We start from the raw sequence: 13,526 nt of genomic DNA, 5'->3' as shown, positions 1-13,526 counted from the left end.
TGACCTGCGAGAACTGACTGTTAGAGTCGCGGGGGCCCGTACGGGTTCCACGATCGAGGAGGACATCAGGTGCTCAGCGCCTTCGTGAACGCGTTCAAGACGCCTGACCTGCGGCGCAAGCTGCTGTTCGTGCTGGGCGTCATCGTGCTGTTCCGTCTCGGTTCGACCCTGCCGGCTCCCGGCATCAACGTCAGCAACGTCCAGCGCTGCGTGGACCTCGCCGCCCAGGGCGAGAACAGCAGCCTGTTCGCGCTCATCAACGTCTTCTCCGGTGGCGCGCTCCTGCAGCTGACGGTCTTCGCGCTCGGCATCATGCCGTACATCACCGCGAGCATCATCCTGCAGCTGCTCGTCGTGGTGATCCCCAGGCTCGAGGCCCTCAAGAAGGAGGGCCAGTCCGGCCAGGCGAAGATCACGCAGTACACCCGCTACCTCACGCTGGGTCTGGCCGTGCTCCAGGCGACCGGCATCGTGGCCCTGGCGCGCAGCGGACAGCTGTTCGGTGGCGTCGACTGCGGCGACCTGCTCTACCGCCAGGACAGCATCCTGGCCTTCCTGCTCATCGTGCTCGTCATGGTCTCCGGCACCGCCGTCATCATGTGGCTCGGCGAGCTCATCACCGACCGCGGCGTCGGCAACGGCATGTCGATCCTGATCTTCACGCAGGTCGTCGCCACGTTCCCCGGCGCGATGTGGCTGATCAAGGAGCAGAAGGGCTGGGCGACGTTCTCCGCGGTCGTGGCCGTCGGCCTCGTGATCGTCGCGGCGGTCATCTTCATCGAGCAGGCCCAGCGACGCATCCCGGTCCAGTACGCCAAGCGCATGGTCGGGCGTCGCATGTTCGGCGGCTCGTCGACCTACATCCCGCTCAAGGTCAACCAGGCCGGCATCATCCCGGTCATCTTCGCCTCGAGCCTGCTGTACCTGCCGGCCCTCTACGCCCAGTTCCGTCCGGACGGCGTGGGCGCGGTCTGGATCAACGACCACTTCGTGCGGGGCGACCACCCGTACTACATGATCACGTACTTCGCGCTGATCGTGTTCTTCGCCTACTTCTACGTCGCGATCACCTTCAACCCCGAAGAGGTCGCCGACAACATGAAGAAGTACGGCGGGTTCATCCCGGGCATCCGCGCGGGTCGTCCCACGCAGGACTACCTGGCCTACGTGCTGAGCCGCATCACGGCACCCGGCGCCGTGTACCTGGGCATGGTCGCGCTCATCCCGATGATCGCGGTCGCCCTCCTCGGCGCCAGCCAGAACTTCCCGTTCGGCGGCACCTCGATCCTCATCATCGTGGGCGTCGGCCTCGACACGGTGAAGCAGATCGAGAGCCAGCTCCAGCAGCGCAACTACGAAGGGTTCCTGCGGTGACGCGACTTCTCATCATGGGTCCGCCCGGTGCGGGCAAGGGGACGCAGGCGGCCACGCTCGCCCAGCGCATCAGCGGCGCGCACATCTCGACCGGTGACATCTTCCGGGCCAACGTGCAGCAGCAGACCGAGCTGGGCAGGACGGCGCAGCGCTACATGGACGCCGGGGAGTACGTGCCCGACGAGGTCACGAACGCCATGGTCAAGGATCGGCTGGCCCAGGACGACGCGCGCGACGCGTTCATCCTGGACGGCTACCCGCGGACGGTCGAGCAGGTCTCGACCCTCGACGCGATCCTCGCCGACCTGGGCTCCGAGCTCGACCACGTGCTGGTGCTGACGGTGGACCACGAGGAGCTGATCGGTCGGCTGCTGAAGCGGGCCGAGACCAGCGGGCGCGCCGACGACACCGAGGACGTCATCCGGCACCGCCAGGAGGTCTACATCGCCGAGACCGCGCCGTTGCTGCCGGTCTACCGCGAGCGAGGGCTGCTGCGCGAGGTCGACGGCATGGGAACGGTCGACGAGGTCGAGGCGCGCATCGACGCCGCGCTCGGTCTCTGACCGCTCGGTCCGGGACGCGTCCGTGTTCGGCCGGGGCATCGAGCTCAAGAGCCCGGAGCAGGTCGTCGCGATGCGGCGCGCCGGGCTCGTGGTCGCACACGCGCTCGACGCGGTCGAGGCCGCGATCGCGCCCGGCGTGACCACCGCCGAGCTGGACGCGTTGGCGCACGACACGATCCGGTCGCACGGTGCCACCTCCAACTTCCTGCACTACGGCGCGGAACCGGGCGTTCCCGGCTTCCCGGGCGTCATCTGCACCTCGGTCAACGACGAGGTCGTGCACGGCATCCCGGGCCCGCGCGTCCTGCGCGACGGCGACGTCATCTCCGTCGACTGCGGAGCCATCGTCGACGGGTGGCACGGCGACGCGGCCATCACCGTCGAGGTGGGTGAGGTGCGACCGGAGGTGCGCACGCTCGTGGCCGAGACCGAGCGTGCCCTGTGGGCGGGGATCGCCGCGGGGGCACCCGGACGTCGCGTGGGCGACATCAGCCATGCCATCGAGCGCAGCGTCCGGTCCGCCGGGCCCTACGGCATCGCCGACGGGTACACCGGCCACGGCATCGGCACCGCCATGCACCAGGCACCCGACGTGCCGAACGTCGGCCGGCCCGGCAAGGGTCCGAAGATCGTGCCCGGACTCGTGCTCGCCGTCGAGCCGATGGTCACGCTCGGTTCGCCGGACAACCGCACGACCGAGGACCAGTGGACCGTCGTGACGGTGGACGGCTCGTGGGCCGCGCACTGGGAGCACACGGTGACGTGGACCGAGGAGGGGGCCTGGGTGCTGACCGCGCTCGACGGCGGCCGCGCCCAGCTCGCGGCGCTCGGGGTCGCGTACGCCGGGGACGACGCATGAGGGGCGCGCGTCGTCTCGTCCCTGCGCTGCTCACCGGCGCCGTCCTCGCGCTGGTCGGAGCGTGCTCCGGTGGCCCCGACGGCTCGGGCGACCCGGCCGCAGCGGTGGAGACGATGATGCGAGCGCTCGACGCGGGTGACTGCGAGGCCGTGAAGGATGTGGTGCTGACGCCGTCGGAGATCGACTGCGGCTTCGTGACGGACCTCGGCGGCATGTTCGCCGACGAGGGCCTCGAGCTCGACGAGGTGGACTTCACCGTGACGGAGTCGTCCGGCGACCAGGCCACGGTCGAGATCGACTGGAACGACGGCGACCCGAACGAGTCCTACGAGGTCCAGCGGGTCGATGGCACGTGGAAGGTCCTGTTCGACAGCGCGGCCTGAGTTCCGGGGTTCTAGCGGGTGATGGGTGCTGTGAGGCGGGTCGACCAGCGTGCCTTGGTGGAGTAGCCCGGGGCCTTGCCGGTGACGATGACTCGCACCCGCTGACCGAGCTGCTTGCCGGTGAGCACGAAGCTCGCGCGTGTAGCGCCAGCGATCGCCCGACCGTCGGCGTACCAGCGGTAGGTCAACGTCGCCTTGGGTGACCACGGCTCGGTGGTGGCCCGCAACGTGGCGCCCACCTTCTCGCGGCCAGTGAAGCTAGGGGGAGTGGCCCGGTCGAACGTCCCCGCGGCCAGGGGCGCAGTGCGTCGCGCGGACACGGTGCTGGCGGTCGCGAACCCCGGTCGGCGACCGGTGACGACGACATGAATCTGTCGACCGCGATGCGCCGGCGTCGGTACGAATGTGGCAGACGTGGCGCCCGGTACCAGGGTTCTGTCGGCGTACCAGCGGTAGCTGAGCACGGCATCTGGTGACCACGGACGTGTCGTGGCCGTGAGTGGAGCTCCCACGCGCTCGGCTCCCGAGATCTCGGGGCGGAAGGTGCTGGTGAATCGACCGGATAGAACGGGAGCCGTCGCGGAGGTCCCGTGGATCGTCGACGGGACGTAGCCGGGCCGGACTCCGGTGATCCTGACACTGATCCGTCGCCCCTGATCTTCGGGTGCGATGGTGTAGGTCGGGGCTGTGGCCCCGGCGAGCGGACGGTCGTCGGCGTACCACTGGTACTGGAGGTCGGCCGCAGGTGACCATGCCGGTGTGATGGCCGTGAGGACCGACCCTACGCGCGGGGCGCCTTGCACGACCGCTGCAGGAGTCGTCGTGAAACGCCCCTCGCGTACAGGGCCGGTCGCGGCTGCGGAGGCCAGCGCCCGGGTCGTGTACCCGGGGCGTTTGCCGACCGCGTGGACGACGACGGAGCGGCCAAGCTGCTCCGGCGTGAGGGTGAACGTGCGGTCGTTGGCGCCGACGATCCGCTCGCCGTCGGCATACCAGCGATAGGTCATGTCGGCGCCGGGACTCCAGACGGGCGTGACCGCCTGGAGGGCGGACCCGACGGCTTCCTCTCCCGCGATGGTCGGACGGTAGGCCTTGAGCTCGCCAGGCGCGATGGCCGCTGTGGTGGCTGCCGAAGCCAGCGTCTTGGACGGATACCCCGCACGGCTCCCTGTGACACGGACGTGAATCTTCTTGCCCACGTCGTCGGGGGTCAGACGGTAGGTGGCCGCGACGGCCCCCTGAATGGGAGTTCCGTCAGCGAACCACTGGTAGGTCAACCGGGCCGCAGGAGTCCATGACGCCGTGGCCGCAGTGAGCAGGCCGTCGACCCTCTCCGCCCCGGAGAACGTCGGGCGCGAGGTGCTCGCGAACTCGGGCGTGGTGTCGGGGTCGGCGAAGTGGATGAACCCGTCGGGCCACCCGGATCCGGACTTGGTGATCCGGCGGTGGTCGAAGGTGCGTCCCCAGTTGGACTCCGAGACGATGATCTCGGTGGGGGAGGCCACCTTCTCGACGTAGGCGACGTGGTTGCCCGTCTTGCCCCACCAGGCCACGGAGCCCACCGTCGGCGTCTTGTCGGTGACCGAGGCCATCGCCGTGCCCCAGTCGCGCGCGTTGCCCACGCCCGACTTCGGTCGGACGTTGGGCATCCCGTTGGTGGTGACCAGCCGGTAGGCGACGTAGTTCGTGCAGTTCGTCCCGGTGTACATGCGCCAGTAGCTGGTCTTCTGCTTCGTCTCGTAGCCGAAGTGGTCGTAGCCGGCGCGCTTGCAGGAGGAGTATCCCGAGCACAGCAGGCTCGAGCCGGCCTGAGCCGTCGTGCCCGTGGACACGATGAGGGCGCCCACCACGGCGAGGGAGGCGGCGAAAGATAGCAGCGCGGTCAGCACCCGAGATTGCGACACGCCGAGCAGCGTACGTGATTTTCGGGACTCGTGGGGCGGAAGTGACGTGGGAGGCCGACGGACCCCCGTGTCTCCAGCCGGTGTCGGGGGTTCGTTCCCGTAGGTTTGGCCCGTGCCCAAGATCACCGGAGGCTCCTTGGAGGAGCACCGCGCCCAGACGCGGCAGGCGGTCTTCGACGCGCTCGTCAGGCTCCTGGACCGCATGTCCTTCGACGCGATCCGCATGGCCGACCTCGCGGCCGAGGCGGGGGTGGGCCGCACGGCGATCTACAACCACTTCCGCGACAAGGATGCCGTCATCGTGGAGTTCGCCAGCTCCGAGACGAGCACCTACCTGGAGCGACTGAACGGGGTGCTGGCCGACGCCGGGACGCCCCGCGAGCGACTGCGCGCCTACGTCCGGCACCACATCGACACCCAGGGAGAGCAGCACTTCGGCTTCGGCCCGGACGTCTATGGCCAGCTCGGGCCGGAGTCCCGGCTCGCGATCCGGGACCACGTCCTCGAGATCGAGGGCGTCGTGCGGACGATCCTGGCCGACGGTGTCGCGACGGGCGACTTCCGTGAGATCGACATCGACCAGGTCATGCGGCTGGTGCAGGCCTGCCTGCAGCCTCGCAACGTCGACGCCGACACCGTCGTGGACTTCGTGCAGCGGGCGCTTCTCGCCTGAGGCCCCGCGGTCGCTCGACGATGTGATCCACGCCATGTCGTCGGTTGAAGACACCTTGTCATCATTGTGGTCTACTTAGGCTCGCCTAGCCTATTTTAGGCATGCCTAACCACAGCGAGGTCCGATGCACCCCCGATCGTCCCGACGCGGCTCTGCCCGTGCCGTCCTTCCCCTGCTCCTGAGCCTTCTCCTCCCGGCGGCCCTTCTGGCGCCGACGAGCGCGGTGGCCGCCGAGGTCTCCCTCGCCGCGACGGTGGAGGAGTCGACCCCGACCCGGCTCGCGATCGACGTCGCGGGTGAGGGGTACTCGCGCGAGGCGCCGGGCATCTATGTGGGCCTCGCCCCACGCGGTGGGGCGAGCGTGGTCGACGCGAGCGCCTACGTCCACACGGTCTTCGTCCGTCCGGCCCAGATCGGTGACGGGGGTCGGTTCTCGACGACGCTCGAGCTCGGCGCCGACGAGATCGCGCAGCTCGACGCCTCGAAGGCGTACGCCGTCTACACGTTCAAGGCGCACGGCCAGGCGGTGTCCGACCCGTCGCAGAACGCGGAGGTCCCCGTCGACCTCGACGTCGCGACACTCGTCGAGCCCGAGGAGCCCGCCGAGCCTGAGACCCCGACCGAGCCGGAGACCCCGACCGAGCCGGAGACGCCGACCGAGCCGGAGACGCCGACGGAGCCGGAGACGCCGACGGAGCCGGTCGAGCCCGAGGCGCCTGCGCCGTCGGTGTCGGTGTCGCGGTCGGAGTTCTCGGCCGCGGGTGCGGCGACGGTGACGGTCGAGGGCAGGAACTTCGATCCTGCGTCGGCGACGGGGGTGCGTCCGCCGCTGGCGGGCAGGCCTGCTGGTGCCTACGTGGTGGTGGGCAAGTTCGCCGACGTGTGGCAGCCGTCCAAGGGTGCTGCGTCCTCGTCGCGGGTGAACTCCTCGCAGAAGTGGGCGGTCTCGGCGGCTGACATGGGCGCGATCGGTGGTGCCGGTGGTGGTGCGGTCGAGCTTCGTCCCGACGGGTCGTTCACGGCGGAGCTGACGGTCGACAAGGCTGCGCTGGACGCCAAGGCCACGGCCGAGTCGCTGAGGAACTACGGGATCTACACCTACGCGGGATCGGGTGCGTCCGTCGCGGCCTACGAGACCGCCACCCCGATCACGTTCACGAAGCCTGCGCCGTCGGTGTCGGTGTCGCGGTCGGAGTTCTCGGCCGCGGGTGCGGCGACGGTGACGGTCGAGGGCAGGAACTTCGATCCTGCGTCGGCGACGGGGGTGCGTCCGCCGCTGGCGGGCAGGCCTGCTGGTGCCTACGTGGTGGTGGGCAAGTTCGCCGACGTGTGGCAGCCGTCCAAGGGTGCGGCGTCCTCGTCGCGGGTGAACTCCTCGCAGAAGTGGGCGGTCACGGCGGCTGACATGGGGGCGATCGGTGGTGCCGGTGGTGGTGCGGTCGAGCTTCGTCCCGACGGGTCGTTCACGGCGGAGCTGACGGTCGACAAGGCTGCGCTGGACGCCAAGGCCGCGGCCGAGTCGCTGAGGAACTACGGGATCTACACCTACGCGGGATCGGGCGCGAACGTCGCGGCCTACGAGACCGCCACCCCGATCACGTTCACCGAGCCCGGTGTCCTCACCCCGACGCTCGACGTGGAGGTCGTCGAGCAGGTCGAGGGCAGCCTCGAGGTCGACGTCGAGGGCTTCGGGTACGCCACGACGGGGCCGGGGGTCTACCTCGGCATCTCCGAGTCCGGGGGTGCCAGCCCCACGGACGTCGGCGCCTACCGGGGCGCGGTCTTCGTGCCGAGCACGACCATGGGCGTGGGGGGCACCTTCACGCGGACGCTGACCCTCGACGCCGACGACATCGCGACGCTCGACGCCACGCAGCAGTACTCGGTGTACTCGCTGAAGGCGCACGGGCAGGCGGCCACCGATCCGTCCCAGACGGTCGAGGTGCCCATCGACATCGACGTCTCCGCCCTCGCGCCGGCGCCCGAGCCGAAGGGTGCGCAGCTGGGGGTGGAGGTCGTCGAGCAGAGGAAGGGCAGCCTGAAGGTCGATGTCGAGGGCTCCGGGTACGCGACGACCTCCCCGGGCGTCTACGTCGGGATCTCCGAGTCCGGTGGCGCCAGCGCCACGGACGCCGGTGCGTACCGTGGCGCGATCTGGGTCCAGGCCTCCTCCATGGGCGAGGGCGGCACGTTCGAGCGGATGATCGAGCTCGACGCAGCCGCGATCGCGACCCTCGACCCGACCGAGGACTACTCGGTCTACTCGCTCAAGGCGCACGGCGTGCCCGACCCCGGCGCGACGCAGAGCGTCGAGAAGGCGATCGACATCGACGTCGCCGTCCTGCAGGGCGGCGACGTGACCACGCCGACGCCGACCGACCCGGACCCCGGCGCCGGTCCTGGTGCCGGCTCGGGCACAGGCGGCAAGGTCGACGCACCGAGGACGAGCGGGTCGCTGCGCTGGGGCGTGAAGGCCGCGTTCCGCAGCTACGTGACCGGCCCCATTGCCAACGGCCGGGTCTCGGTGTCGCGTGGGGCCTCGGCCTCGGCCTCGGGCGGGAGCTACCGCTTCTACCAGAAGTCGACCGCCGCGTCCGGGGCCGAGGCTCGCGGTGCGACGCGCTACGGCGGCACCGTGCGCTTCACGGGCCACTCCGGTGCGCTCGACCTCTCCCTCGCCGACCCCACGGTCACGGTCCGTGCGGGCCGGGTCGGGACGCTCTCGGCGGTGATGGCGGGCCGCCGCATCGACGTGGGATCGGTGGACCTGGCACGCGCCTCCAGGTCGACGAAGGCGGGAGCGGTCACGTACTCGGGTGCGCCCGTGCGCCTCACGGCCGCGGGTGCCCGCGCCTTCCAGGGGTTCTACTCCGCCGGCGAGGCGATGGACCCGGTGACCTTCACGGTCGGCAGGGACGGAGGTGCGGCGCCCGGTGGTGGCACCGTGGCCGCCGCCGCGAGGACGAGCGGCTTCGTCCCCCCGGCGGTCCCGCCCGCCACGACGGGCGTCACGCTCGACCTGGCCGACGGCGACACCGTCCGCGCCGGTGATCGCCTGACGGCGAGCGCGTCCGGGTTCCGGCCCGGCGAGACCGACATCGCCGTCGTGGTCTACTCCACGCCGGTCGTGCTGGAGCGCTCGCTCACCGCCGACGCCCAGGGCCGCACCACGTGGAGCGGCGTCCTGCCGGGGGATCTCGAGCCGGGCGAGCACACGCTCACCTTCCAGGGCTCGGTCAGCCGCGGAGCGGTGTTCACCGTCTCCGAGGAGGAGGCCGAGCGCTGCGAGGTCGCCGACGCCACCCTCACCTGGGGGGTGAAGGAGTCGTTCCGGTCCTACGTGTCCGGGTCCATCGCCAACGGCGACTGGACCACGTCGGGCGACGCGTCCTACGAGACGCCCGAGTTCGGCTTCTCGGAGGGCTCCGGCTCCTTCGATGCGAAGACGACCGAGGGCGACGTGGCCTTCGACGGCGCGATCCGGTTCACGGGCCATTCCGGTGCCCTCGAGGTCGTGCTCGAGGACCCGGTGGTCCGGTTCACCGACGCCGACACGGCGGTCCTGCTGCTCGACGTGACCGCGGGCGATCGCGAGGCGGCCGAGTCCGGCGGCGACGCGGCTCCCACCACGACCGAGGACGTGCCGTTCGTCGAGCTCGACCTGTCCGACGCCGAGGTCGAGCGGTCCGACGACGGGACCCGGTACACCGTGACCGACGCGCCGGCGGTGCTCACCGAGCAGGGGCACGGGGTGTTCGGCACCTACGAGGCGGGGACGACGTTCGACCCGCTCGACCTCGCCGTCACCACGGCGGCGGACTGTGCCGGGACGGAGGAGGAGGCAGCCGCGTCCCCGGCGGACACCTCCGAGGCGGCCGGTCTGGTCGACACCTCGTCCGACGGCGGGGTCCCGGTCTGGTGGGTCGTGGTGGCCGCGGCGCTCGCGCTCGTCCTCGGCTTCGGCCTGTCGAGCCTGCGTCGCCGCGTGGGCGGTCCGCGGTGACCGGGCCCGCCCAGGGTCTCGGCCCGCGGCCGGCCGGCCGGCGGACCCGCCGTCCCGTCCTCACGCTCGTGGTGGCGGGGTTGGTCGTGGTCGGGCTCGTGCTGTCCGCCGGGTGCGCGGGGCCGGGCGCAGCGGACGGGGCCACCGACGCGGACGGAGCCGACACGGTCCCGCTCGAGCAGGTGCAGGCCGTCGACGACCCGAAGGGCTGGGAGGGCCCGAGCACCGCCGTGCTCGCCGACCGGTCCGTCGATCCCGTGGTCGAGGATCCCGCGCCGAACCTCCCCGTCACCGTGGTCTCGCACGACCGCGCCGGCGAGCGTGAGGTCGAGGTGACCGACACCGACCGGGTGCTCGCCCTCGACATCTCCGGCACGCTCGCCGCGACGGTCTGGGGCCTCGGCCTCGGTGACCGTCTCGTCGGGCGCGACGTCTCGACGACGTTCCCCGGAGCCGAGGACCTGCCCGTCGTCACGAGCGACGGCCACTCCCTCAACGCCGAGGCGGTGCTGAGGTCGCGGCCCACGCTCGTCGTCACCGACGGGTCGATCGGCCCGCGCGACGTCGTGGAGCAGCTCCGGGACGCCGGGGTCACCGTCGTCTTCGTGGAGAACCAGGCGTCCTTCGACGGCGCCCAGGACCTCGCCCGCGACGTCGCCGCGGTGCTCGGTGTCCCCGACGCCGGTGAGCGGCTCGCCGAGCGCATCGCCGCGCAGCTCGACGACGTCCGCGCGCAGGTCGACCGGCTCGCCCCGGCCGCCGCCGAGGACCGGCTGTCGATGGTCTTCCTCTACCTGCGGGGCTCCGCCGGCGTCTACTACCTGCTCGGTGAGGAGTCCGGTGCGGGAGACCTGGTGCGGGGGCTCGGCGGCGTCGACGTCGCCGCCGAGCTCGGCTGGAAGGACATGCAGCCCCTCACCGACGAGGCGGTCCTCGCGGCCGATCCGGACCTGGTGATCGTCATGTCGCACGGGCTCGACTCGGTCGGTGGTGTCGACGCGCTCCTCGCCGACAAGACGACGCTCGCGCTCACCTCCGCCGGACGGAACCGACGCTTCGTCGACATGGCCGACGGTGACGTGCTGTCGTTCGGTCCGCGGTCGGCCGGCGTCCTCGATGCGCTCGCGCGTGCCGTGTACGCCCCGCGGGGCCCGGCATGAGTGGCACCGGATGACCGCCACTCAGGTGCGCGAGCGGACCCCCGCCGCGACCAGCGCGACGCCTCGCACCCGCACGACGGTGGTGGTCGCGACCCTGGTCGCGGCGCTGCTCGTCGGCGTCGTGGTCTCCGCCCTCGTCGGACAGCTCGACGTCTCCGCCCGCGCGGTCGTCGGGACCGTCCTCGACGGTGTGGGTGTGCGCACGACGTGGCGTCCGGAGGAGGACCTCCTCGTCGACGCGCTCTGGTACGTCCGGTTCCCCCGGGTCGCCATGTGCGTCGTCGTCGGAGCGGCGCTCGCGGTGGCGGGGGCGATGATGCAGGCCGTCTTCGGCAACCCGCTGGCCGAGCCCGGGGTCGTCGGGGTCTCGGCAGGAGCCGCCCTCGGGGCCGCCGTGGCGATCGCGACGGGCATCACCGTCGGTGGGGGAGGGGCGGTGGCGCTGCTCGCCTTCCTGGGTGGTCTCGTGGCGACGGTCTTCGTGTACACGACGGCGCGGAGCGCGGGACGCACGGAGGTGGTGACGCTGCTGCTGACCGGCATCGCCGTCAACGCCTTCGCGGGTGCGGGCCTCGCGCTCGTGCTCTTCGCCGGCGACACCGGCTCGCGCGAGCAGATCGTGTTCTGGCAGCTCGGCTCGATGAACGGGTCCCGCTGGTCGGAGGTGCTGGTGGTGGCCGTCGTGACGGTGCCCAGCGTGATCTTCGCCCTCGCCGCGGCCCGCCGCTACGACCTGCTCGCGCTCGGCGAGCGCTCGGCCTCCCACCTCGGCGTGCGGGTCGAGCGGCTCAGGATCGTCTCCATCGCGGTCATGGCGCTGCTGACCGGGGTGGCCGTGGCCTTCACGGGGATCATCGCGTTCGTCGGGCTCGTGGTGCCGCACGCGCTGCGGATGGTCCTGGGCCCGGCCCATCGGGCACTTCTGCTCGGGAGCGTGCTCGCCGGTGCCGTGCTCCTGGTCTGGGCCGACGTGCTGGCGAGGACGATCGTGACCGGGGCCGACCTGCCGATCGGGTTGCTGACGTCGGTCGTCGGGGGGCCGTTCTTCCTGCACCTCGTGCGGCGCGCCCGCACGCGAGCCGGGGGCTGGGCATGACGGTCGACGCGGTCGTCTCCGTGCGGGGGGTCTCGTGCCGCCTGGGTGGGCGCGAGGTGCTCCACGACGTCGACCTCGACGTGCGAGCCGGCACGCTCGTGGTGGTCGTCGGACCCAACGGCGCGGGAAAGTCCACGCTGCTCTCGGTGGTCTCGGGCGACCTCGCGGCCACCGCTGGGACCGTGACGCTCGACGGCCGGCCCCTGGCCGACTGGACTCCCGTCGAGCTCGCGCGACGGCGCGCGGTCCTCGGCCAGTCCCACGACGTGAGCTTCGGCTTCACGGTGGCCGAGGTCGTGGCGATGGGGCGCTACCCGTGGACGTCCCGCGACGACGTGGCGGCCGACGCCGACCTGGTCGCCTGGGCACTCGAGCGCACGGACACCGCGCACCTGGCCGAGCGGTCGTTCCGCCAGCTCTCGGGAGGCGAGCGCGCCCGTGTCTCGCTGGCGCGGGTCCTGGCACAGGACACGGACCTGGTCCTGCTGGACGAGCCGACGGCGGCCCTCGACCTCCGCCACCAGGAGGAGGTGCTGGTGCTGGCCCGCGGGCTGGCCCGGGCCGGACGCACGGTGGTCGTCGTGGCGCACGACCTCTCCCTCGCTTCCGCCCATGCCGACGAGCTGGTGGTGGTGGCCGAGGGAACGGTCGCGGCCCACGGCACGCCCGCCGAGGTCCTGACGGCCGACCTGGTCGGCCGGACCTACGGACTCCCGGTGGAGGTCCACCGGGTGGGGGACCGTCTCGCCGTCGTGCCGACCGCTGCCACCGCCCGTCCAGATGATGACATTCCGTCACCACGATCATGACAATGTGTCACGATAAGACCCGACGAAAGGGCTCCCCATGACGATCGCCGAACCCGACACCACCCCGCTCTCGCGCCTCCTGCGCGAGGGCTCCCAGGCCGAGCACCAGGCCGCCGAGGGCTCGTCGTTCATGACCGAGCTCCTCGCGGGCCGGGTGAACGCCCGCGGGTACGCCGACTACCTGGCGCGGCTGGGTCGGGTCTACGGCGCGCTCGAGTCGCTCGGCCGTGCCCTCGCGGGCGACCCCGTCGCCGACGCGGTGCTCGATCCGGCGCTCGAGCGCTCGCCCTCGATCGACGCGGACCAGGCCCACTGGGGCGTCGGCCACGCGGCGACGCCGGCCACCGACGCGTACGTGGCACGCATCGTGAGCACCGCCGCCTCGCCGGCGCGGTTCGTGGCGCACCACTACACCCGGTACCTCGGCGACCTCTCCGGCGGCCGCATCATCGGACGGCTCCTGGAGCAGACCTTCGAGCGGCCGGACGGTCTCGCGTTCTACGCGTTCCCCGGCATCCCGAAGCCCAAGCCCTACAAGGACGCCTACCGCGCTCGGCTCGACGGCCTCGCCCTGACGGCGCAGGAGAAGCTCGACGTGCTGGCCGAGGTCAAGACGGTCTTCGGGCTGAACGGCGCGCTGTTCGAGGAGCTCACCGCCGACCTCGACGCCTACCGACGCTGAGGCTCACCGCCGAGGAGTGG

General features: G+C 71.6%; 11 protein-coding genes. 10 read left to right on the top strand and 1 reads right to left on the bottom strand.

The features are described 5' to 3' along the window. Positions 1 to 69: 69 nt before the first annotated feature. From secY to NUV38_RS11450, 4 genes are read left to right on the top strand one after another with little or no spacing between them, the layout of a single operon-like run. A complete protein-coding gene (gene secY / locus NUV38_RS11465; protein WP_257729247.1) occupies positions 70 to 1,374 on the top strand; it encodes a preprotein translocase subunit SecY in 1,305 nt (434 codons plus the stop codon). Next, positions 1,371 to 1,937, top strand: a complete 567-nt coding sequence (locus NUV38_RS11460) for an adenylate kinase (RefSeq protein WP_257729246.1) — start codon at positions 1,371 to 1,373, stop codon at positions 1,935 to 1,937. The genes secY and NUV38_RS11460 overlap by 4 nt, the downstream gene beginning before the upstream one ends. A gap of 22 nt (positions 1,938 to 1,959) precedes the next feature. Next, positions 1,960 to 2,796: a type I methionyl aminopeptidase gene (gene map, locus NUV38_RS11455; RefSeq protein WP_257729245.1), complete on the top strand. Its 837-nt coding sequence runs from the start codon at positions 1,960 to 1,962 to the stop codon at positions 2,794 to 2,796. Continuing rightward, the gene (locus NUV38_RS11450; RefSeq protein WP_257729244.1) at positions 2,793 to 3,179 is read left to right on the top strand and encodes a hypothetical protein; all 387 of its coding nucleotides are present in this window, start codon (positions 2,793 to 2,795) and stop codon (positions 3,177 to 3,179) included. The genes map and NUV38_RS11450 overlap by 4 nt, the downstream gene beginning before the upstream one ends. Positions 3,180 to 3,190: 11 nt before the next feature. Here the strand turns inward: NUV38_RS11450 and NUV38_RS11445 are convergent, their stop codons facing one another. Next, positions 3,191 to 5,083, bottom strand: coding sequence for a CHAP domain-containing protein (locus tag NUV38_RS11445; RefSeq protein ID WP_257729243.1), 1,893 nt, complete (start codon positions 5,081 to 5,083; stop codon positions 3,191 to 3,193). A 112-nt stretch (positions 5,084 to 5,195) separates the two neighbouring features. Between NUV38_RS11445 and NUV38_RS11440 the strand changes: the two genes are divergently transcribed. The 6 genes from NUV38_RS11440 (at position 5,196) to NUV38_RS11415 (ending at position 13,506) form a co-directional block, all read left to right on the top strand. After that, on the top strand, positions 5,196 to 5,756 hold the full coding sequence (locus NUV38_RS11440) for a TetR/AcrR family transcriptional regulator (protein WP_257729242.1): 561 nt from the start codon (positions 5,196 to 5,198) through the stop codon (positions 5,754 to 5,756). A gap of 223 nt (positions 5,757 to 5,979) precedes the next feature. Next, the gene (locus NUV38_RS11435) at positions 5,980 to 9,759 is read left to right on the top strand and encodes an HtaA domain-containing protein (protein WP_257729241.1); all 3,780 of its coding nucleotides are present in this window, start codon (positions 5,980 to 5,982) and stop codon (positions 9,757 to 9,759) included. Beyond that, positions 9,756 to 10,919 carry a hemin ABC transporter substrate-binding protein gene (locus tag NUV38_RS11430; protein ID WP_257729240.1) on the top strand — a complete coding sequence of 388 codons (1,164 nt, stop codon included), beginning with the start codon at positions 9,756 to 9,758 and terminating at the stop codon, positions 10,917 to 10,919. Before NUV38_RS11435 ends, NUV38_RS11430 begins: the two co-directional genes overlap by 4 nt. A gap of 10 nt (positions 10,920 to 10,929) precedes the next feature. Beyond that, complete coding sequence (locus NUV38_RS11425; RefSeq protein WP_257729239.1) at positions 10,930 to 12,015, top strand: iron ABC transporter permease; 1,086 nt, start codon at positions 10,930 to 10,932, stop codon at positions 12,013 to 12,015. Beyond that, positions 12,012 to 12,824, top strand: coding sequence for a heme ABC transporter ATP-binding protein (locus tag NUV38_RS11420; protein WP_257729238.1), 813 nt, complete (start codon positions 12,012 to 12,014; stop codon positions 12,822 to 12,824). Before NUV38_RS11425 ends, NUV38_RS11420 begins: the two co-directional genes overlap by 4 nt. 37 nt (positions 12,825 to 12,861) lie before the next feature. Then, positions 12,862 to 13,506: a heme oxygenase (biliverdin-producing) gene (locus tag NUV38_RS11415; protein ID WP_257729237.1), complete on the top strand. Its 645-nt coding sequence runs from the start codon at positions 12,862 to 12,864 to the stop codon at positions 13,504 to 13,506. Positions 13,507 to 13,526: the final 20 nt, after the last annotated feature.

Source organism: Aeromicrobium sp. 50.2.37, assembly GCF_024655735.1.
Classification (GTDB): Bacteria; Actinomycetota; Actinomycetes; order Propionibacteriales; family Nocardioidaceae; genus Aeromicrobium.
Note: the sequence above shows the minus strand (reverse complement) of the source record. Positions and strands in the feature narration are given on the sequence as shown.